Source organism: Rhodopirellula europaea 6C (assembly GCF_000338295.1).
GTDB classification, from domain to species: Bacteria; Planctomycetota; Planctomycetia; order Pirellulales; family Pirellulaceae; genus Rhodopirellula; species Rhodopirellula europaea.
Map to the genome: position 1 here is coordinate 1 of NZ_ANMO01000181.1, position 21,434 is coordinate 21,434.

General features: G+C 56.8%; 18 protein-coding genes. 11 read left to right on the top strand and 7 right to left on the bottom strand.

Going from position 1 to position 21,434, the window contains the following annotated elements; translation table 11 throughout:
* The 4 genes from RE6C_RS18760 to RE6C_RS18775 all read left to right on the top strand — a co-directional run.
* Positions 1-582: 3'-5' exonuclease (locus RE6C_RS18760; protein ID WP_039962547.1), on the top strand; the 582-nt coding region annotated here is incomplete at its 5' end.
* 278 nt (positions 583-860) lie between these two features.
* Positions 861-1,307, top strand: coding sequence for an IS200/IS605 family transposase (gene tnpA, locus RE6C_RS18765; RefSeq protein WP_008659040.1), 447 nt, complete (start codon positions 861-863; stop codon positions 1,305-1,307).
* 471 nt (positions 1,308-1,778) lie between these two features.
* A complete protein-coding gene (locus tag RE6C_RS18770) occupies positions 1,779-2,423 on the top strand; it encodes a hypothetical protein (protein WP_236618331.1) in 645 nt (214 codons plus the stop codon).
* Positions 2,424-2,811: 388 nt separating this feature from the next.
* Complete coding sequence (locus RE6C_RS18775) at positions 2,812-3,891, top strand: DUF1559 domain-containing protein (protein ID WP_008659046.1); 1,080 nt, start codon at positions 2,812-2,814, stop codon at positions 3,889-3,891.
* A 45-nt stretch (positions 3,892-3,936) separates the two neighbouring features.
* On the opposite strand, the gene RE6C_RS33280 is transcribed toward RE6C_RS18775, so the two are convergent.
* Positions 3,937-4,071 carry a hypothetical protein gene (locus tag RE6C_RS33280; protein ID WP_008659047.1) on the bottom strand — a complete coding sequence of 45 codons (135 nt, stop codon included), beginning with the start codon at positions 4,069-4,071 and terminating at the stop codon, positions 3,937-3,939.
* A gap of 52 nt (positions 4,072-4,123) precedes the next feature.
* Between RE6C_RS33280 and RE6C_RS18785 the strand changes: the two genes are divergently transcribed.
* The 3 genes from RE6C_RS18785 to RE6C_RS18795 all read left to right on the top strand — a co-directional run bounded on the left by RE6C_RS18785 (position 4,124) and on the right by RE6C_RS18795 (position 7,216).
* The gene (locus tag RE6C_RS18785; protein WP_039962552.1) at positions 4,124-4,933 is read left to right on the top strand and encodes a DUF4198 domain-containing protein; all 810 of its coding nucleotides are present in this window, start codon (positions 4,124-4,126) and stop codon (positions 4,931-4,933) included.
* Between the two features lie 259 nt (positions 4,934-5,192).
* Entirely contained in the window at positions 5,193-5,756 is a 564-nt protein-coding gene (locus RE6C_RS18790; protein ID WP_008659051.1) for a flavodoxin family protein, read from the top strand.
* A gap of 89 nt (positions 5,757-5,845) precedes the next feature.
* Positions 5,846-7,216 (top strand): Gfo/Idh/MocA family oxidoreductase, encoded by a 1,371-nt coding sequence (locus RE6C_RS18795; RefSeq protein WP_008659052.1) that lies wholly within the window; start codon positions 5,846-5,848, stop codon positions 7,214-7,216.
* Positions 7,217-7,320: 104 nt separating this feature from the next.
* Here RE6C_RS18795 and RE6C_RS18800 read toward each other — a convergent pair whose 3' ends face one another.
* The 4 genes from RE6C_RS18800 to RE6C_RS18815 form a co-directional block, all read right to left on the bottom strand.
* Complete coding sequence (locus RE6C_RS18800; protein WP_236618333.1) at positions 7,321-8,787, bottom strand: sulfatase; 1,467 nt, start codon at positions 8,785-8,787, stop codon at positions 7,321-7,323.
* A gap of 166 nt (positions 8,788-8,953) precedes the next feature.
* Positions 8,954-10,291: an outer membrane protein assembly factor BamB family protein gene (locus tag RE6C_RS18805; RefSeq protein WP_039962554.1), complete on the bottom strand. Its 1,338-nt coding sequence runs from the start codon at positions 10,289-10,291 to the stop codon at positions 8,954-8,956.
* 19 nt (positions 10,292-10,310) lie between these two features.
* Positions 10,311-11,981: a sulfatase family protein gene (locus tag RE6C_RS18810; protein ID WP_008659057.1), complete on the bottom strand. Its 1,671-nt coding sequence runs from the start codon at positions 11,979-11,981 to the stop codon at positions 10,311-10,313.
* Positions 11,982-12,212: 231 nt separating this feature from the next.
* On the bottom strand, positions 12,213-12,908 hold the full coding sequence (locus RE6C_RS18815) for a hypothetical protein (protein WP_008659058.1): 696 nt from the start codon (positions 12,906-12,908) through the stop codon (positions 12,213-12,215).
* A gap of 303 nt (positions 12,909-13,211) precedes the next feature.
* Here RE6C_RS18815 and RE6C_RS18820 point away from each other — a divergent pair, with 303 nt between their 5' ends.
* From RE6C_RS18820 to RE6C_RS18835, 4 genes are all read left to right on the top strand, one after another.
* Positions 13,212-14,057 carry a prephenate dehydrogenase gene (locus RE6C_RS18820; protein WP_236618334.1) on the top strand — a complete coding sequence of 282 codons (846 nt, stop codon included), beginning with the start codon at positions 13,212-13,214 and terminating at the stop codon, positions 14,055-14,057.
* A gap of 69 nt (positions 14,058-14,126) precedes the next feature.
* Entirely contained in the window at positions 14,127-17,156 is a 3,030-nt protein-coding gene (purL, locus tag RE6C_RS18825; protein ID WP_008659064.1) for a phosphoribosylformylglycinamidine synthase subunit PurL, read from the top strand.
* A gap of 148 nt (positions 17,157-17,304) precedes the next feature.
* Entirely contained in the window at positions 17,305-17,778 is a 474-nt protein-coding gene (locus RE6C_RS32975) for a hypothetical protein (RefSeq protein ID WP_236618335.1), read from the top strand.
* A 101-nt stretch (positions 17,779-17,879) separates the two neighbouring features.
* A complete protein-coding gene (locus RE6C_RS18835; RefSeq protein ID WP_039962555.1) occupies positions 17,880-18,896 on the top strand; it encodes a DUF1559 family PulG-like putative transporter in 1,017 nt (338 codons plus the stop codon).
* Here the strand turns inward: RE6C_RS18835 and RE6C_RS18840 are convergent, their stop codons facing one another.
* Both RE6C_RS18840 and RE6C_RS18845 read right to left on the bottom strand, forming a co-directional pair.
* Positions 18,897-20,072, bottom strand: coding sequence for a hypothetical protein (locus tag RE6C_RS18840; protein ID WP_039962556.1), 1,176 nt, complete (start codon positions 20,070-20,072; stop codon positions 18,897-18,899).
* Between the two features lie 188 nt (positions 20,073-20,260).
* On the bottom strand, positions 20,261-21,118 hold the full coding sequence (locus tag RE6C_RS18845) for a hypothetical protein (protein WP_236618336.1): 858 nt from the start codon (positions 21,116-21,118) through the stop codon (positions 20,261-20,263).
* Positions 21,119-21,434: the final 316 nt, after the last annotated feature.

A 21,434-nucleotide genomic window follows, 5' to 3' on the forward strand; every position in this document is an offset into this window, starting at 1 on the left:
TACCAACACACCGCGGACAGTCGCCTGCGTGACTTCGTCGAACTGGTTCACGAAAAGCGTGTCCAGCGTCCGCGTGCGGCGGTCGTTCGAGTGATGACGGTTCACCAATCCAAAGGGTTGGAATTTGACGCCGTCTTCTTGCCTGAGATCCACAAAGCGTTGCTGGGACCATCACCACAATGCCTGGCCGACATCCCCGAGATTGGCCAACCCGCACGCGGGCTCAGTCGGTCCGTCGGCGAGGCCCAATGGCACTTCCTTCCCAGACGCTGGCAAGCCGTGTTTGGCGGCTCCGTTGCTTCCCGTTTGACGGAAGCCATGTGCTTGCTCTACGTCGCCATGACACGAGCTCGGCAAGGTTTGTACTTGGTGATTCCGCCCGCCGGAAAGAAGGACTTCAACAACAAAACCGCCGCCTCGCTGCTGTATCACGCATGGAAGTGCGAAGCCGACCCAACCGCCGAAGGTGAGGTGTTGTTCGAAAGCGGCGACGCGAATTGGTTTGGCGATTCGAAGATCGAACCGGTGGCCCCATCAACCGAAAAAGAAGACGTCCCAAGCCGCCGGTTGTCATTCGCGTGATTGACCAGAGTCACAACATGCAAAGCAACGACGGCCCCGTCCGGGGCGATGGTCTTATGGGCCGCCAACGATTCTCGGGGCTGACACCCCGAGCTACTGACGCGGACTCCTCCGGAGCCAACCACGAAAACGCCCCGGACGGGGCCGACTTCCTTAGCTCGGGGTGGAAGCCCCGAGAACCATGAACACAAACGTGATGTTCAAAACGCCCCGGTCGGGGCCGGCGTATCGCTACACTTGAATGCTCTTTCCAACACATTCACCCGAGGTGATCTCCGATGGCGTACACCAATTTGCGTGTCCATTTGATCTGGAGCACCAAGGATCGAAAACCATCGATCGCCGAAGCATTCCAAGAAGACATCTACGCCTACATCGGTGGCATTCTTCGCAAACGCAAACATTCCCTCTTGGCCGCAGGCGGGGTCGAAGACCACATCCATTTGTTGGTCAGCATGCATCCATCGCAATCGATTTCCGATTGTGTGCGTGATCTAAAATCCAATTCAAGCGTTTGGGTGCACGAACATTTCCCGAAACGGAAAACCTTTCAGTGGCAGACGAAGTACGGAGCGTTCTCAGTCAGCGAATCCTCCGTTGAATCTGTCAAGACATACATTGCGAATCAAAAGGAACATCACAAGAAGTTGACCTTCAAGGAAGAGTTCACGGCGCTGCTGCGCAAACACGGCATCCAGTTCGATCCTCGTTACGTGTTCGAATGAACGGAAACGTGTCGCCCATCCCACGCCGGCCCCGTCCGGGGCGATGGTCCTATGGGTCGCCAACGATTCTCGGGGCTGCCACCCCGAGCTACTGACGCGGACTCCTCCGGAGTCATACCACGAATCCGCCCCGGACGGGGCCGACTTTCTTAGCTCGGGGTGGAAGCCCCGAGGAACATGGATACAAACGCGATGTTCAAAACGCCCCGGACGGGGCCGGCGTAAATCGGCCAACTCGGTCGTCGTGAAATATCGTTTGGCAATGCCATCGTGCGGCAGGTCGCCGCATTGGATTCTGGACGTTGGTGATTGCCCCAAAGGCAGGGCTTGTTTACCATTCTCATCGTGAGGAGCGAGCCAGATTTGGCACGCAGTCAGGCATCGACCCGTTTTGTTTTCTTTCGACAGTTCCGATCTTCCCTGCTACGACGCGGCGTCAGCTTGACGCTGCTGTTGGTGCTGGGATGTGGCATGGTCGGACTGCCCCTCACCGCACGTCGGCCCGAAAAAGAGGGCCGATTCCCCTGCGAATCTTGCCCGTGCAGTTGCTCCTCCGCTGAATACTGCTGGGACAAATGCTGCTGCCACAGTGACCTAGAGAAACTGCAATGGGCGGCCGAAAACAACGTCACGCCGCCCGCCTTCTTGGTCGCTCGCGTGGATGAAATGCTCCACCAAATCGCGGACGCCCCCACGCAAGACACGGCATCAAGCTGTGTCGCCGGTGGTTGCTGCGGCCCCGATTCACCGGGTCCGCCCCCAGGATTCGCCGCGATGATGCGTCAGCGTTCCGCGACTTGCCAATCCACATCCAGCCAATCCGCTGACGCGTCCACTTGCTCGTCAGCCAACCCCAAAACGGCGTCCTGCTGCGGCGGTACGAGTTGCGATGAACCTGCCTCCTCATCCGCCTCCAATTCAATTCGTTTGGTTCGCTTGCAAGACGCTGCGAAATGCCACGGCATTGAGATGGTCTGGAGTCTGTTCTCCAGCGTCGTTGTGGACTTTCAAGCCTTCGAACTGAACCTTTCTCCTCCGCCACTGCTGTTCCGCTTGAGTCTGTATGACGAACAAGCGTCGGTGGTGAGCCTCTGTCCCGAACCGCCGGTTCCCTAACCAGCGATCTTGCGCGACCAATCGTTCCACCGGAACGTTCGGGCGCGTGAATCCTGTTCGCATTGCAATCCGGTTCGTTGCTGCGCTCACAGTGCTGTCGCTGAACAAGCGATTGGACTGGCGCAGAAATCACCGCTGCCGCGTTGGTGGTTGAAGGCTCGCTCCTCACACCAGTGTTGTCTTCGTCCCTGACGCGGGAGCGTCCTCGCACTGCCGAGGACGACTGACTCGACGTCGGATTGCACCGATTCGAAATGACCTTCGAACGCCGCCCCACTTTCGAATGAACTGAGCTTCAAAACGGCTCAGTTGGTTCCACGGGGAAGGTACGCGCACCGATCCATCCACCCAACAACGACTCACCCCAATACGAAATCATTCATCTCCCATGAACATCTCTCGACACAATTCACCGCAACGCGGTTTCACTTTGGTGGAATTGCTGGTTGTGATCGCCATCATCGGCGTCCTGGTTGGGCTGCTGCTTCCTGCGATCCAGTCCGCTCGCGAGGCCGCTCGTCGCATGCAGTGCAGCAACAACCTGAAACAGATCACGCTCGCGATGCACAACTACGAAAGCACCCACCGAAAAATCCCCGCCAACTACACGAATGGAACCAGCACCGCGGGAAACTTTTCGGTCTTCGCTCAGATGGCTCCGTTTTACGAGCAAGGCAACATGCTCGACATGATTCACTTTGACCGTCCGCTGCACGTGGGTTGCTGCCCAGGGCAACTCGTCACGCCACACGACACCGCGGCCAAGACGGCAATGCCGATGCTGACCTGCCCCAGCGAAGACCATGATCGGACATACTTCGTCACCACGCTCTCAGGGAGCGGCCCAACACAGGCTTACTCCGCCACCAACTATGGCATGAACTTTGGCACCGGCGTCGGGACGCTGTATGACTCGCGGAGAACGACCGATGGCATTCTATGGATCAACTCCAACGTCGGTTTCGAATCAATCCTCGACGGACTGAGCAACACGGCAGCTTTCGCAGAACACTTGCTGGGTCTGTCGGAACAAGCCCCCGCCGAGCCCACCGAACCGCATCTACGAAAACGAGTGATGATGAATGTGACCTGTGCTTTCATCAGTCGCTCGATGCCGCCCACCACACCAGGGTTCACCGGATTCTTCCTTCCGGAAGATCCCAATGAAATGGAAGCCTATGTTCGCGGAAGCGGACTGCATCGCGGCTGGGCCGGACATCGCGGCGCGGGATGGATCAACGGTCGCGAATATTGGACTGGCTATTCCCACTATCACCCACCGCAAAGCCTGATCCCCGACATGGGCAGTTGTGGCTGGGGAGTCTTCGGCACCCGCAGCAATCACCCCGGCGGTGTTCACGTTGCTCGGTGCGACGGCAGCGTTGGCTTCATCACCGAAAGCATCGACCTGGAAACATGGCGAGCTCTCGGCACACGCAACGGCCGCGAAGTCTTGGAGGCTTTCTGAGAAGCAATTGCGAAAACCAAACCGCCGAAAAGAGTCCTCCAAAACCTATCCCTTTTGCGGCGATTGCATGTTCGCTGTCCACGACGTGACAAGTTGCTCTTTGTCGCTCAACACGGCGAATGTGACGCCGACAATGAATCGATTGGCGACCTCCATCGCGAAACGAATCGACCAAGTCACTGCAAACTTCCTTTTGACAACTCTGCATTCTCTTTCCACTTGCAACTGAATCATGAACACAACTTTTCGAAACCTAACTTTCGCTTTGGCTCTTCTTCTCCCCACGATGGCATCCGCTCACGACACGTGGATCCAAACCAACTCATCAATCGTTCGCACCGGCGAAGTCGTGCACGTCGACCTGCGATTAGGCAATCACGGCAACCAACATCGCGACTTCAAGTTGGCCGGTTTGTTGACATTGGACTGGACATCGATGGACCACATCGGCCCCGATGAAAAGCGTTCCGATTTGAAGCCCAACCTTCACTCGTCCGCGTCGGCTGAAAAGCAAGGCTACTGGACGACGCCCGTCACACTGACTCAGCCCGGAGTGCATCAGTTCGTTCAAAAACTCGATCGGGTCATGAACCATGGCAAGTCCATCCGCAGCATTCGAACCGCGAAAAGTTTTGTGTTGGCCAGCGATTCCCTGGACGCTCCCAAGATCGACGGTCACGCACACGAGACGCCCGCAGGCTTGCCATTTGAAATCGTTCTCAACACTTGCCCGTTCAGCGAAGTTGCCGCTGGCCAACCGATCACGGTCACGGTCCTGCATCACGGCAAACCGATTCAAGACGCCGTCGTCAGCTTCATCCCCGCGGGCGAAACGCTGCAAGGCGACCGGGATCCCAACTACGAGTTCACAACCGATGCATCCGGCCAAGCCACGTTCGTCCCCAAAATGGTGACACGCCACTTGATCGCCGCTCACCACACGGCGATGGACGAGAAGTCCGATGAGTTCGACTTCACGAGCTACGCCACGACCATCGTGCTTCCTGTGCCCAACCAACCAGTTGCGGCACTGGATCGCTGAGCCTGCTTGGCTAGCTCGGTCAAAAACGGCACAGCCTCCTAGAACAACTGCCCTCGTCGATGCTCCGGATCACCCCACCGGTCATCGGCCACAGGACTACTAGGAGAAATCAGGTTGCGTTAGACTGCTTCAACGCGAATCCAGCCCTCGCTGAGACTCCCCGCCGAGTTTCCCCCGCAATCAGCGGATTGTGCGGGGATGGCTCGCGGCCGCACACGCTGGAAGCTCCCGCTTGTTCGAACCTTGTCTGCAATCGCCAATGCCCAAAGTCCTGATTCTCTATCATTCGAACACTCAAAATACGCACCGAATGGCGGAACTGGTCGCCGAGGGTGCTCGGCAACTCGATGGAGCCGATGTTCGGCTCAGGAACATCGACGACGCCGACCACACGGATTTGGATTGGTGCGACGGCATCGCGCTCGGTTCGCCAACGAATTACGGCACTCTGAGTTGGCAGATGAAACGTTGGTGGGACGAGCAACCCATTGAAAATTGGGGCAAACGCGACGGCAAGATTGGCTGCGTTTTCACATCGGCCGGTGCCTGGGGCGGCGGGCAAGAATGGACGTGCATGGCTCTGATGTCCATTCTGATCAACTACGGATTCCTGGTCTTTGGGCTGACCGATTACACCGGAATCAAGTTTTCCGCTCACTACGGCGCGATCTCCGCCGGCGGTCCGGACGAAGAACGAGTCCAAGAAGCATGCCGTCGCCTCGGCCTGCGTTTGTCAGAATGGACGGCGAACATGATCGACGGTCAAAAAGAAGCTCACCCACTGAACCAAAAGTACGAACGATTCAAAGATTTGGGCAAATAGCTTTTTCAGTCCCAAAACCTAGACGATTCCAACTAACTTTTCTTTTCCACTTCCGACGTTATTTGTCGTATTTCCCCACGAGGTCTCAAATGTCAGCCCGTCAAAAACTCAATCGGCGTCACTTCCTACAAACCACCGGCGCGGCCACGGCAGCTGGCTACTTTGCAGGAACCAGCAGCCTCGGAAACGCACAAGAGTCGCCAAACGAACGTCCCGTGTTCGCGACCATCGGTCTTCGCAACCAAGGCTGGACGATCACGAGCAAGTCGTTCAAGTACGCTGACTTCGCTGCGATGGCTGACGTCGATGCGAACGTCTTGGGAGAAAACATCGAGAAGGCAAAGAAAGCACAAGGCAAGGCACCCGAGGGCTACGCCGACTACCGCAAGTTGCTTGAGCGTAAAGACATCGACGCGGTCATGATCGCAGCACCCGATCACTGGCACACCAAGATCTCCGTCGAAGCCATGTTGGCTGGCAAAGACGTCTACTGCGAAAAGCCGCTGACGCTGACGATCGACGAAGGCAAGCTGATCGAAAAGATCGTCAAACAAACCGGACGCGTCTTCCAAGTCGGAACAATGCAGCGGACCGAAAACAACCAACGCTTCCTTCAAGCGATCGCGATGATCCGCGATGGACGAATTGGTGAGATCCGAAAAGTCACCTGCGGAATCAACGGTGCGACCGGCTCACCAGTGATCCCCGCCATTGATGTGCCCAAAGGTCTGGACTGGGACTTCTGGCTCGGCCCAGCCCCCAAGGTTCCTTACCGGGCCTTGCCTGAGATGCGAAAGGGATACGGCGGCGGCGTGCCGCTTTACACCAATTGCCATTACGCCTGGCGGAACTGGTACGAGTATTCCGGTGGCCAGATGAATGACTGGGGTGCTCACCACGTCGACATCGCCACCTGGGCGTTAGGTGCCGATCAGTCAGGCCCCAGCAAGATCACGCCGGTTAGCTTCTCATTGCCCGTCGATTACAAAGATGGCCATCCAACCGTCGGCGATCAATACAACTCGCCGACCAAGTTCGAGATCCACGCCAACATGCCCGGCGACATCCCACTGGTCATCACCAGTGAGGGCGACAACGGGATCATGTTCGAAGGCACCAAGGGCCGGTTCTTCGTCAACCGTGGCAAGATCGTTGGAAAGCCAGTCGAAGATTTGGAATCCAACCCGCTGCCCGAAGACGCCATTGAAAATGTCTACGGTGGTCCCGTCGCGGCCAACCACACGGACAACTTCGTGCAAGCCATGCGTTCACGCAAACAACCGATCTCCGACGTTTGGACTCACAACCGAATGCTCGAGACATGTCACTTGGCCAACATTTCTATTCGCTTGGGCCGCGAATTGAACTGGGACCCAACCAAACGTGAAATCGTCGGCGACGACGAAGCCAATTCGTTCCTCTCGCGTGAAAGCCGCAAGGGTTACGAAATCGACATGTAGTCGATTCTCTGCCTCGATCAATCGAGCCGACTGAAGCAATCAAAATGCCGGACTGCCAATGTGCAGTTCGGCATTTTTTGTTCGGAAATCAACTCGATTGCGGACTAGGGTTTTGCCGCTTTGCGTTCTGCTTTCTGCATCGCTTTGGCTTCGCTGGCGGGATCGTGATTGGGGTTGGGCTCTGTCGGCACGGGAGCACCGATTTGCTTTCGCCAAGCCACCAACTTGCTGTACAACGCTTGCGTTTTGATTGGATTGGAGACTGCCAAGTTGCTCGATTCACCTGGGTCGGTCACCAGATCGTACAACTCCAAACCGCCGTCCTCGAAGTATTCGTGCAGCTTCCACCGACCGTCTCGAATGATTCCGCACGGGCGACTTCGGTAAAGCAAATCTCGTTGACCGTCTGTGACCGCGTAACTTTGCAAATAGGCGGGGAAGTGCCAATACAATTCGCGATCAGCCAGACTTCCATCCTGCTTGAGCAACGGCATCAAACTCACACCATCAAGTGGCTGGTTCGCCGGAAGCTTAGCTCCGGTCATCTCGACAAAAGTCGGATACAAATCGGCAGCGATGATTGGAATCTCGCATTTCGTCCCCGCATCCACGACGCCAGGCCAAGTCACAAAGAACGGTTCGCGAATTCCGCCTTCGTAGTAAGTGCCTTTGTAACCGCGCAGCGGTTTCATTGAGGTCGCCGGTCCGAAACCGCCATTGTCGCTGGTGAAGACGATCGCGGTGCTCTCTTCCAATCCAAGTTCCCGCAGCGTATCAACCATTCGCCCCACTCCCTCATCGACGCTCTCAATCATGGCCGCCATCACGGCGTGATCGTGCAACGTGCCGGGCTGCTTCGCCTTGTACTTGGCAACCAATTCCAGCTTGGCTTGCAGTGGCGTGTGAACCGCAAAGTGAGACAAATACAAAAACCAAGAACGCTCTTGGTTGTCCGTGATGAACCGAATGGCCTCATCCGTGAGTCGGTCCGTCAGGTACTCGTCATCGGTTGCGTCTTGCAACCCCGGCGCTTTGGGATGTGGCGGAAAGTATCCCTTCGGTGGACTGCCACTGTGGGTGCCTGCGACGTTGATATCAAAGCCATAGGGCAACGGATCGTCACTCAAATGCCACTTGCCAATGATGCCGGTTCGATACCCAGCCTCATGAACTTGATGAGCCCAAGTCCGAATTTCTGTTGACAGCACGTCCGTGCCGGGGATGTGCTGCAGAGTTCCGTGTTTCGGATTGCCACGACGTTCAGTTCCGACGTTGTAAATTTCGTGACGCGGCGAATACTGCCCCGACAGCAAACTGGCTCGCGCCGGTGCACAGTTCGCGGCACACGAATAAGCATTCGAGAACACCATGCCTCGTTCGGCCAAAGCATCCAAGTTCGGCGTCTCATAGAAATCCGATCCCATGAAGCTGGCATCACGCCAACCGTAGTCGTCCAAGTAAATGAACAAGACGTTGGGATGCTCTTTCGTTGGCGCTTCTGCGAAAGACGATGGCGATAGCGAAATGGCAATCAAGAACGCCGGAAGAGCCCAGCTTAGGCGAGAGATCATGTTCATGGATTCAGTCAAAAAGGCAGGGTGCAAAGCAAGGTAGGATGGCCACTCTTGGCCGTCAGAGTGGTGGATGTCTGCCAAGAGTGGCGAACCTACAATAAACTCACAATCCGATGCGTGAGCGAGGGACCGATCGTCGCTGCCGTGATCCCTGCTTCGAAACTCAAAGACTTTCCGTGATTCTAACCAATCGTTCTTTTCGCGAATCACCTTCGCCAAACCCAATTCGCAGCAGCAACGAGTCCGCCAGAACCGCGGGACTGGCGTAGCAATCCGATCCGAGACGATTCTTCGAAATCAGTTGATAGTCGTCACCGCTGGCAGAAAAAACGTAGTGGTTGCCAGACAGATCTGACACGTACACATTGCCTCCTGCCAACACGGGCGATCCACTAAAATTGCCACCCAAGCGTTTTTTCCACTGAACGCTCCCGTCTTCGTTTGACCAACACATCGCAACGCCGTTGTCGGTGACACCGAACAGACTGGTGCCGTCGGTGACCATCGATGGTTCATAGAGAGCCGTGCGGTCCGACCAAACTTCTTCGCCGGTCGCGGAGAAGCAGGCCGTTTGCTTGTCGGGGTAACCGCCCGAGGCAAAGATTCGATCACCCGCCGTCACGATCGTGCCGCAAGTCGCTTCGGCGATGGCGGGTGTTTCCCACCGAGGCTCGCCTGTCGCGGGATCATAGCTGGCAACGCGATCACCGCCGCTGATCAACAACTGATCCGTGCCACCGACGTTCGCAATCATCGGGCTCGAGTAACTGCTCGCATCGCCCCTGGCCCGTCGCCAAGCGACTTCGCCAGATTCCAAGTCCAATGCCACCAAGTAACCACCACCAAAGTTGTCCGCGGCGAGAATCACAAACGACTGGTACAGAACCGGTGAAGGGGCGTAACCGAACTTCGAAGCAAAGGCTCCCACGTCGGTTTGCCAAACCACTTCGCCGTTCAGATCGACCGCGGTGACAAAGATGCGTTCCTGGTTGAGGAACGCGGTCACGATCAACTCGCCATCAGAAGCGGGAGTGCCATTGGCGTTGGTGGCTTTGTTGTGAACTTCTCGAGCAGCCGGGAAGTTTCCTTCGTGGATCACTCGTCTCCACTTTTCGGCTCCCGATTCCAAGTCAAACGAGATCAGCATCTGTTGCTGCTTTGCATCGTCGGCCGTTCCTAGCACAACCTGATCACCGATCACGATCGGGCTGCTGTGACCGCGGCCAGGGATGTCGGCTTGCCAAGCGATGTTGGTGGACTCGTCCCAGGTTGTTGGCGGCGTGGCATCGTCGGCGCGCCCATCCATGCTGGGACCACGCCACTGCGACCAAGGCAAATCAACCGCAGGCGTTTCGCGAATTTGCAGTGCCACACCGCTGTCACTGATCGATACTTCATCGACCGGCGTGGACTTTCTACAAGCGGAGAATCCGAGGAACACGACAGCTACCCCGTAAGTCCAACACCAGTGGCCGGACGGGCGTGAGGTCAATCGTTTCATCGGGACTTCTCCAACGAGTTCATTTTTTGTTCTTCGGCTTGGCGGACTGCTTCTTTTTATTGCCAGGGCCAACCGGTTCCACAAACATACCGTGTTCGAACATCACCGGTTCGCTCATTCGAGGGTCGCCGGTCCGTTTCAGCTCGCCGATCAAACGATCGTTGAGTTGCTTTTCGGTTTCCGCGTGGTCGGAGTGCCCGGCAAGGTTGTTCAAGCAGTCTGGGTCGGACTTCAGGTCATACATTTCGATACGAGGACGACGTCCCACCATGAACTGAAACGCTTCCGGGTACTTTTCGCGGTTCAACGCAACGAAAGCCTTGGTCGGACTCGCATCAAGGTCCGCATACGCCGCGAAAGTGTTTTCACGTAGCGCTTCTTCCGAAGGAAATTCCTCGGCATCGATTTCGGGACCGTCACCCATCGGAGTTCGTTCGGGTTCGAAATTGATGATGTACAACCAATCATCCGACTGAATGGCTCGCTGCGGATAAGGCGTTGCCCCTTCGCGAGCCGTCGCCACGTGGCGTTCTCGACCGGTGAAGACCGCGTCTCGCGAAGGATCTATGCGGCCTGATTTTTCGCTCGTCAAAAGCGGTGTGATCGGACGCGCGATCATGCTCGCGGGAGCTTCGACGCTGGCAACTTCCAAGAACGTCGTGGCCAATTCGGGCAAGGACACAAAGTCCGTTACAACGCGATTGGAATGTTCAATGCCACTTGGCCAACGGACAGCCAATGGCACGTGCGTTCCAAAGTCATATAAATTGCATTTACCACGCGACACACCGGGAACCCCGTGGTCGCCGCTGACGACCAACAATGTGTCGTCGGCGATGCCGAGCCGTTGCAACTCTTCGTCCAAGACCACCAGTGCGGCATCGAACGCCATCGCTTCACCGAGGTAGTCCGCAAAGTCTTCGCGAATTTCGGGCACATCGGGCAGGTAGGCGGGCAGTTTGCCTTCCAAGTCATCGGGGTTGATGCCCCAGAGTTCATGTCCACTCTTGGCGATCCATTTACGGTGAGTGTTGGTGGGTCCAAACCAATAGCAAATCGGCGAATCGCCATCGAGCTTTCCGTCGTTGTCTGCGTCCAGGAAATTTCGAATGTTCTGGCGGACTTCGTCAAACAGTTTCGCTTTCGCTGCGTCGCGATCCTCGGCCTTCATCACAAACTGCGAGAAGTTATTGAACTTGGAGCCCGCTTTGTTGGACGCCGTTCGCGAACCACCGTACGGAGCGTTGCCGGGACGACCGGGACTCCAGACTTTGTAGGTATGTCCGATCCGGTATCCGGATTCTTCCAACAACAACGGGTAAGCCGGCAACGAAAAATCCCAAACGGCGCCGAGCAGAATCGAAGCCTTGTCGCATCGCCAAAACGGTTGGCCCGACATCAGCGAACTTCGGCAAGGCGTGCACGACGGCGCGCTCACAAACGCGTTGGTGAACAACACCCCGTCGCGTGCGATCGAATCAAACTTGGGAGTCGAAATCACTTCGCTGGCGGTGCCTGGAAAATGCTTCGCGTAGGCACTCGCGTAACAGCCCCAATCGTCCGCGAACGCCATCACGATGTGCGGTCGTGACTTCGTTTGTTCAGATGGCTTGGCATCAGCCAGTGCCGGGGAGGCAACGAACAGCAAAAAAGCGACAGGTAGAAAACGGGAACATTGCCGATCGAACATGGCATTCTCCGACGGAAGAGATCAGGTGGGATGACGGGGTGGGACCGAGACGGGTGGCAAGCAATGTGCCCGCCCGTCTCGAAGAATCATCCTAGCCAACATCCAACGCGATCGCTGAACTTCGCAGGAATTTGCGGCTCATTCGGCCGAAAAAACGTCGCCGTTGAGGAACCTTGACCGGAAGAGTCCGCGTGAATGCCAGAGCGGAAGCTTACCCGTGGACAAGCGGGCTCAGCCGTCCCGACGTTCCAACATCTTGCGTTCGGCTTGGCGGCGATGAGACTCAACCATTTGCTTGAGAAGTTGCTCGACGGATTTCACATCCGGGATTCCAAGAAACCCGATCTCCTCGGAGTGGCTGGTTCCTTCCGAATCGGTCCATCGTTTCGCGTTGAAGATCACATCGCCCGATCCATCGGCGGATTGCTTCCGGTAAACAGTCCGAAGCTCACGAGGATGGAAACTGCGGATCGTCATTCGAAAACCACCAATGAACGTGATCGCTCGTTGGTCGGTCAATAAATAGACGGTTTTGAAAGCGTTGCGATAGGTCCAGATTGGGGTCGCCAACATCGCAAAGCCAATCAAGACAAACGGAACTCCGAACAATGCAAAAAAGTCGACTCCGCGATCAAAATTCGGTACCTGGAATCCCAAAGCACTGGCAACCCAAAACAACGAGAACGCCGTCCACACGACAGCGAATCCAAACGTCGCCGTTGAACCAGTGGTGAAGAATCGCGGCTTCGGTGTCTCCGCCCACAAAATCGTCTCATCGGGAAGAAGTTCCTCACGAACCAATTCTGCGAGCCAGGGTGAAACAGTATCAGGAATCATCGCCTTGGAACGACGTTTGTTTCGATTCAGCGGAAGCTGTGCACCCATCGGAACAACCATGCCTCTGATGCGAGTTGGTTCATCGACCATTTGACACGGACCATTCTATCAGGCTGACTCCACCCCATGAGGCAAGCATCGACTTTGCTCAGCATCGGTTGGTGAGTTCTGGAAGGGAAGTGCCACCGAAAACGTCTGCCTGAGCTCGTACCAAACTCGAGACGCCGAACGACCTCCGACGTAAACACTGGCGAAGACGACGTCTCCTCCAAAAACGTCTGATTACCACCGATGGGAACCGCGGGTGTTGTGCGGTATTCTTCTGCCGTCGAACCCCGTTGCCATTGAAACCTGTGCAGCAAACGCCCTTTGGCCTCCATCGAATCCAGCCCCATGCCCGAGCCCTCCTGCCGATCCGTTGCGATCATCGGTTTGGGGTTGTTGGGTGGAAGTGTGGCGTTGTCGATTCGCAGACGTTGGCCGTCGGTGCGACTGACCGCCTGCGCCCGATCGCCTGAAACACGGGCCTTGGCTCTGGATCAGTCCATCGTCGATGAAGTCTTCGAGACCCCCGATGCCGCCGCGAATGGCTGTGATTTGGCCGTGATCGCCACGCCAGTCAACCGAATCGCCTCGCTGGCACAGGCACTTGCGGGCCAATTTCCGGAGTTAACGCTGACCGACGTCGGCAGTACCAAAGGCGGTTTGATCCGCGAATTATTGGGGACGGCGTCGGCGAAACAGTTCGTTCCGGCTCACCCGATCGCGGGAAGCGAAAAAAGCGGGGCGGAGCACGCACGAGCGGACCTTTTCGACGACAAACCCATTGTGATCACGCCCAGCGGCGAAGAACTGCCGCAACACATCACCGCCGCGACCGAATTTTGGCGAGCCACCGGCGGACGAATTGTCACCATGCCGGCCGAACAGCACGATGCCACCTTGGCATTGACGTCTCATTTGCCACACTTGCTGTCTTCGCTCGCCGCGCGCCAAATCACTCGCGAGATGCTCGCATTGGTCGGCACCGGCTGGTTGGACACCACTCGCGTGGCGGCGGGGGATGCGGACCTTTGGACCGCCATCGTTTCCGAAAACCGCGACGCGATTCTGAGTGCGATCGAACAATCCCGGTCGGACTTGGACACACTGCAAACCATCGTGAACCAGGGCGACGACGCTGCCCTGCGAACCTGGCTCGACACCGCCAAACAGATTCGACAATCCGCTCAAACCTAACCGCGACCACCCGCGGTCAAGCTTTCCGGATCCTTTTCCGTCTCCATCCTCATTCTCTGATTTCGCATCATGCCGCTTTGGCAAATCGACATTCATCCCGCTCCCGGTCAAGTTGATCGACTCGGCGAACAAACGGCTCGTGAGATCCATGAACTCGGATTGGGCGACGACCTGCTGATCGCCGCCGCACGGGGATACTTGATCCAAGCCGACATCGACCAAGCCTCGGCCGGAGAAATTGCATCGACGTTGCTGGCCGATTCCATCACCGAATCGGTCGTCGTTGGGCATCCTGGCAAAGACGCTTCGCAGGTCGAAGCGGACTTGTCCGAAGCTCCCGAATCGCTGATGGAGTTGCTGGCTGAACGCGGCATCGAATCCGAACCGCACCTGGTGCACGTGATGCCCAAACCCGGCGTGATGGATCCGGTCGCTGCCAGTACCCAAGGCGCGCTCGCCGATCGCGGTGTCGAAGGCAGCACGGTCAAGACGTTCCGCAAATTCTGGATCGCCGGCGTCGACGAAGCTCAACTGGAAACGATCTGCCGCCGCGCCCTGTCAAACGATTCGATCGAAGCGTTTGTGATCGGGCCGTTGATGATGGACCGTTTGGATGTCGGATCCGAAGGCGAATTTGAATTGGTGCACGTGCCGATTCGAGAACTGGACGACGCCGGACTGGAAAAGCTTTCCAAGGAAGGCCAGCTCTACCTGACGCTGGTCGAGATGCAAACCATTCGCGATCACTTCGCCGAACTGGGACGCGACCCAACCGACATCGAACTCGAATCGGTGGCTCAAACTTGGTCGGAACACTGCAGCCACAAAACATTGGCCGGCCGAATCCACTACAAGGGTCCCGGTGCCGATGGCACGCCCGGCGGTGACGAACGCCAATACAACAACATGCTCAAGGAAACGATCTTTGAAGCGACCCAAACCATTCGTCGCTCCCTGGGCGATGACGATTGGTGCGTCAGCGTGTTCAAAGACAACGCGGGCATCGTGACGTTCGACGAACAAGACCACGTGTGCTTCAAAGTCGAAACGCACAATCACCCGTCGGCGCTCGAACCTTACGGCGGAGCCAACACCGGAATCGGTGGCGTCATCCGTGACCCTATGGGCACGGGCATGGGAGCCAAACCGATCTGCAACACGGACGTGTTCTGCTTCGCTCCGCCAGACGTTTCGCCCGAAGAATTGCCACCTGGCGTGCTGCATCCCCGCCGCGTCATTCAAGGCGTCGTGTCCGGCGTTCGAGATTACGGCAACCGAATGGGAATCCCCACGGTCAACGGTGCGGTCTACTTCGACGAGCGTTATCTCGGCAACCCGCTGGTCTACTGCGGCAACGTCGGCATCATTCCCGTTGGCATGGAAGACAAGGAAGTCAAACCCAATGACTTAATCGTCGCGGTCGGTGGACGCACCGGACGAGACGGAATCCACGGGGCGACGTTCAGCAGTGCGGAACTGACCAGCGAATCCGAATCGCTGTCCGGCGGTGCCGTTCAAATCGGCAACGCGATCACCGAAAAAATGGTCCTCGACGTGCTGATGCAAGCTCGCGATCGCGGCTTGTACAACGCGGTCACGGACTGCGGTGCAGGTGGCTTCAGTAGTGCCGTCGGCGAGATGGGTGAAGAGCTCGGCGCCGAAGTTTGGCTCGACAAAGCTCCGCTCAAGTACGATGGCCTGACTTACACCGAGATCTGGATTTCCGAAGCTCAAGAGCGAATGGTCTTGGCCGTTCCGCAAGAACGCTGGGACGAACTGCGAGAACTGTGCGAAAGCGAAGGCGTCGAAGCCGCCGCGATCGGTCGCTTTGTTCCAACCGGCCGACTGCAATTGAACTTCCACGGCCAAACGGTCGGCGACGTCGCCATGTCGTTCTTGCACGACGGACGTCCACCCGTGATTCGCGATGCGATCTACGAACCACCCCAAGCCAAACCATTGTCAATCGGCGACCGCGATGCTGCGGCCAACTCCGAGACGCTGCTCAAGATCCTGGGCAGCTACAACGTTGCCAGCAAGCACTGGGTGATTCGCCAATACGATCACGAAGTCCAGGCGGGCAGCGTCGTCAAACCTTTGGTCGGCCCACAATGCGATGGCCCCGGCGACGCCGCCGTTGTGCGTCCCAAACTGACCAGCCGTCGTGGGCTGGTGATCAGTTGCGGCATGAACCCGCACTACGGCGACTTCGACACGTATCACATGGCCGCTTCGGCGATCGACGAAGCCATGCGGAACGCGGTCGCGGTCGGAGCCGATCCTTCCAAGATCGCGATCCTCGACAACTTCTGCTGGGGCTACACCGATCGAGCCGAAACGCTTGGGTCGCTCGTCCGTGCCGCGATTGCTTGCCAAGACCTCGCGGTCACGCTGGGCACGCCCTTCGTCAGTGGCAAAGACAGCTTGAACAACGAGTTCAGCTTCTTCGATGACAACAACGAAAAGCAAACCATCGCGATCCCGCCCAGCCTGCTGATCAGCGCGATGGGCCAGATCGATGACGTCAGCAAATCAGTCACGATGGACGCGAAGGAAGCCGGCAACGTGATCTTCCTGGTCGGCGAAACGCATCGTGAACTCGGTGGCTCGCACTACGGCTTGGTCGAAAACGAACCCGGCGGTGCCGTCCCAGAAGTCGACGCGAAACTGGCAAAACGAACATTCGCGACCGTCCACCAAGCGATCCAGTCACGACTGGTCCGCTCGTGCCACGACCTCTGCGAAGGTGGCTTGGCGGCCGCCGCGGTTGAAATGGCTTTGGCGGGGGGATTGGGAATGGAACTCGACCTCGCGACCGTCTCTCGCGAGCAACCTTCCAACGACGGTGTGCTCACCGCGGCGGCATTGTCGGCAACGGAAGTTCTGTTCAGCGAATCAAACACACGATTCCTGATCGAGTGTGCTCCCGAGTCGGCCGACGCCCTGTCCAAGATCTTCGCGGACGCCCGAATCAGCCTGACACGTTTGGGACAAGTTACCGATTCCGACAAATTCACCGTCCGTGACGGTGACGCCGTGGTGCTGGAGACCGACATCGCAACCGCGAAATCGGCCTGGCAGGCACCTTTGGATTGGTGATCCCGGCTGTATTCAGGCGAAACTTCGCGAGAAGTTTGCTAAATTCGCATTGAACCGCGAGCTGGTTTATTCTGTAATTGCTACAGAATTCATCCGTTTGGCGAAAAAATCGCCAACAAAACGAACAACTTCAACCATTTGGAACCGCGTGGAACTCTGGGTCCGTCGAATCGCTTTGATCGCTTATGTGGTCGGCGGCTGGCTTTTGCCGGCCGCCCACCATCATGTGGTGACGTGCGATTCCACCCATCCGCATGTCGGCGTCCACGACGATTGCTCCCACACGCATTCGCCTGAGAATGTCACTGAATGTTGCTCACATTCGAGTTCTGCAGACGCGGTGCAGCACGCACCGCTGCCGCCAGGTTGCTCGGAAGAACTGCTGGTTTGGGAGACGAGCCTGCCGTCCGCAGAGGTCGCCTCGGACCACCAGCACGCCCATCAATGCGGTGACCTTTGTGCGTTGTGCAACGCTCGCACGTTGGCGGAAAGCCCGATCGCGGTCTCCGTCCACCGCGAAACCGTTCGGTGCACAGCCAATCAACGGATCGAATCGACCACCCTTGAAGACTCGGCAGATTGCTGGCGTCCGTACACTCGCGGCCCACCTTCTTTGACCTGAAAACTGCCGTTCTGGGTTGCGGTGAAAACCAGTTTCACTGTAACGCAAACTCACCGTCTACTATCGAGAGCCACTGCGTTCTCATTTTCAGGTCTCATTCCATGCCAAACTTCTCCTCCAGCGCTGCACGTGTGCACGCGAACCCAAGCCATCGTTCGACTTCCGGATCCTCGCAACGAAACGCATTCACACTCGTTGAATTGCTGGTCGTCATCGCGATCATCGGTGTCCTCGTTGGCCTGCTGCTTCCCGCTGTCCAAGCGGCCCGCGAAGCTGCTCGCCGGATGTCGTGCCAAAACAACCTGCATCAAATGGGCATCGCCCTACACAACTACCACGGCATCTTCAACCAGTTGCCGAGCGGTTGGTTGGCCGACGACATCGACCACCACGAACCCGGCTGGGGCTGGGCCGCCGCGATCACGCCGCAAATTGAAAGCGGAAACATCTACGACACCATCCAATTCGGATTGGCCATCGAAGAAGACGAGAACCAACAAGCACGTGAATCATCGATCCCGAGCTACATCTGCCCCAGCGATCCGCTAGAGACTCTGTTCTTCATCGCCGAAGCCCATGGGGATGGTCATGGGCACGAACATGACCACTCAGCGGCACTGGATGACGACGACGATGATGATGATCATGACGACGAACACGAGAGTGGACACAATGTCGACGACGGCGACGAGTTCCTATTCAAGATTGCCAAGAGCAACTACGCCGGCGTGTTCGGAACGTTTGACATCCACGACGACATGTATCACGGCGACGGACTGTTCTACGGCAACAGCCGCCACCGTTTCCGTGACGTGCTGGATGGACTGAGCCAAACCGTGATGGTTGGTGAACGCAACAGTCGTTTGGGTGGCTCGATTTGGCAGGGATACATCCCTGAGGCCAATGCCGCCGCCGCTCGCATCGTTGGTGCAGCCGACCACACTCCGAACAGCGACGTTGGCCACTTTGAAGACTTCAGCAGCTATCACGCCGCTGGTGCACAATTCGTCCTGAGTGATGGATCGGTACGAATGCTGTCGCAGTTCATTGACCTGAAGGTCTACCACGCTTTGGTGACCCGAGCCAATTACGAAGTCATCGAAGCCGACTCCTTCTGATCAGGCCGCTGATTTTCGAGCCGCTTGGGTTGGTGCAAGCCAACCCCGCATGCCATTCAGATCCGCCGACCAGGCTTCACTGGTCCGGCGATCACAGAACGTGTGGAACAACCCGTCGATCGTGTCGCTAAGCGTCCGCACTGCTTCGATGCGATCTTCGGGACCGAAGTCGTCGTCATCTTCGTCCAAGTGGATGCGAGCGCCGCTGATTCCGAACGTTTCGGCTTGCAAGGTCAGGTCGAACTGCTGGCCTTCGCGGATCAGCGTCATGCCTGTCTTGCGAGGCAACTTGCCACTTTGGATCGCTCGCATTGCCTCGGGCAGTTTGACGGGGCACTCCGCTGAAATCGACTCTTTGCCAGATTCACCAATGGGGCATTCCAGCGAAAGCGTCTTGGCCAACATCAACGTGACTTCGATTCCGTCAAACGTCTCAATCGTGTCCGTTTCTGTTTCCAGCATCCACCACAGCCACAACAAGAACTCATTGCCCAGGAAGTCTGGTGACTGGGAATGCTCGTTGGCCCATGCGACGCCGCTGAACGCTTCACCGGTGACGAAACTGGCAGGCATCACATCGTCCATTTCCGCGTAGCGATCGTTGTCTCGCGCCCAATCCTGCGCGACGACGCCAGCACTGATGTGCCCGCACTCGATCCCGAAAACTCGTTCGAGCAAATCGATGCAGTGACCGCTGCCGGTGCCTGCGGTTCCGCCGTAATACAGCAAGTCACGACTGCAATCCCATAGCAATGCATGCTGCTGGAACTTGCGGTACTTGCCAGTCGCCGCTTCGTTCTCGCAGCGTTGCTCGACCGCTTCCTTGGCTTCCTTGCGTTGCGACTTGGTCGGTTTCCCGCCCGGATTTTCGCGGCTCAACGCGGCGAGCTCCATCGACAGCCAAGCCTTCTTGATCACCGAAGGCACTTGGTTGGTATCGACACGAACACCGAAGTGGACAGCATCGTCGATGATGTTTTTCGCCAGATCAAAATCTTGATCGAAAAGGTGATCGCCGCCAAGAAAACCTAGGTGCACGTTTTCTTCGTTGGCGGTTTCCGTTCGCCCAGCCACGTTTTCCGCCATCCGTTCGATGTGTTCCTGCCCGAATGGGCCGTCTTCAAATTGGTTGACGCGAAATCGTTCAAAGGAAAGGCTACCGGAGAGAAACGGCATGAATGAGAATCCCAATCAATCGATGAGCGGAAGAAACCAGCCACTCCGCGTCGGCTGTGTCGTTGGCTTATCGTCCAACCTCCGCCTAGAAATTGCCGCGCTATCGGCAGACCATCGCAACACCGCAACTTGCCCAGCCGGAACAACCGGCCGGCGACGACCACTCACGAGACTGGCTTTTCCGCCCACTACTTTTTCGCTGGCGATGGAGCAACAAACCGAAAACGGTTCATCTTGTCACGCGGATCCTCTTCAACGAAGTCGCGGACCGCTGCCTCGACTTCTTCACGATGTTTGCGTGGCAACTCACTAATAATCGACTTCATCGATTTCTTCTTCAGCTCCATCCAGTCGTCATAGTATTCTTTTCGAACCTCTTCGATCTTCTCGCTGAGTTTTGCTTGGGCCTTTTCATCCAAACCGAAGTCTTCCGCCAATCCATTGATCATCGCAAACTCGTCGCCGTGCTTGCGTCTCAATCGCTCAATTCTAATCTTCAATGACAGCTTCTCGGATTGCTCCGGCGTGAGGATGGTCTGTGAGCTCATCACCACTTCCTGCAAAACTTCATTTCGCCGCCCAATGTCGAGTCTCTCTTCGCCGTTCCGCAACTCTTCGGAGGCACTTCGATATTTCCTTTGCACTTCGCTCAACTCCACCCGCTGCTCGGCGGTCAGTCCCAACCTTTCTGCAAGTTCCGTGTCAAAAGACAGACGCATCAGCTCCGTCTGGATCTGCCTGAGCTTGCTCATTTCCTGTATTTGATCGGACGAATAAGCCCGAGTGCGAGGCCGGGCGACTAGCTCGGCCCGCTTCTTCGCAACCTGTTCCATCAACTTTGATTGCTGATCCTCGCTGAGCACTTTTTTGGCGTCGCGAACCGCCGTGTCCATCAATTCCTTCATCTCTTCGTGGGAGATGCGTTCACCCGGTTTTGCACGAAACCCTTTCATCGAAGCATCGCGATACTTCTGCATCGCGACCAGAATCGTTTTCCGTTGCTCAGGTGACAAACCGATCTCTTCTGACAGTTCGGTGTCGTTCACGATCGATTGAATTTCAATGAGCCCTAGCGCCGGTGGCTTCACATCCGCTTCCTGCCCCGATCCACTGGAAGCATCTTGGGAGCGCACGGTGCCTGGGTGACAAAGAAGGCCAAACCAAACGAGACAGAAACAACCTGAAGTGATCGTCGATACAGAGCGTTTCATTGAAGTCACACTTTCCTTGTGAGCAACGAAGGAATGAGCCGGCACCCCAATGATCCGGCAGAATGCATTCACGCCAAGAGTCTAACGCAGTCGAGCTCGACATTCGCAGGAGGACATGAAGACAGAGAAAAGAAAACGCGTCTGATTCCTC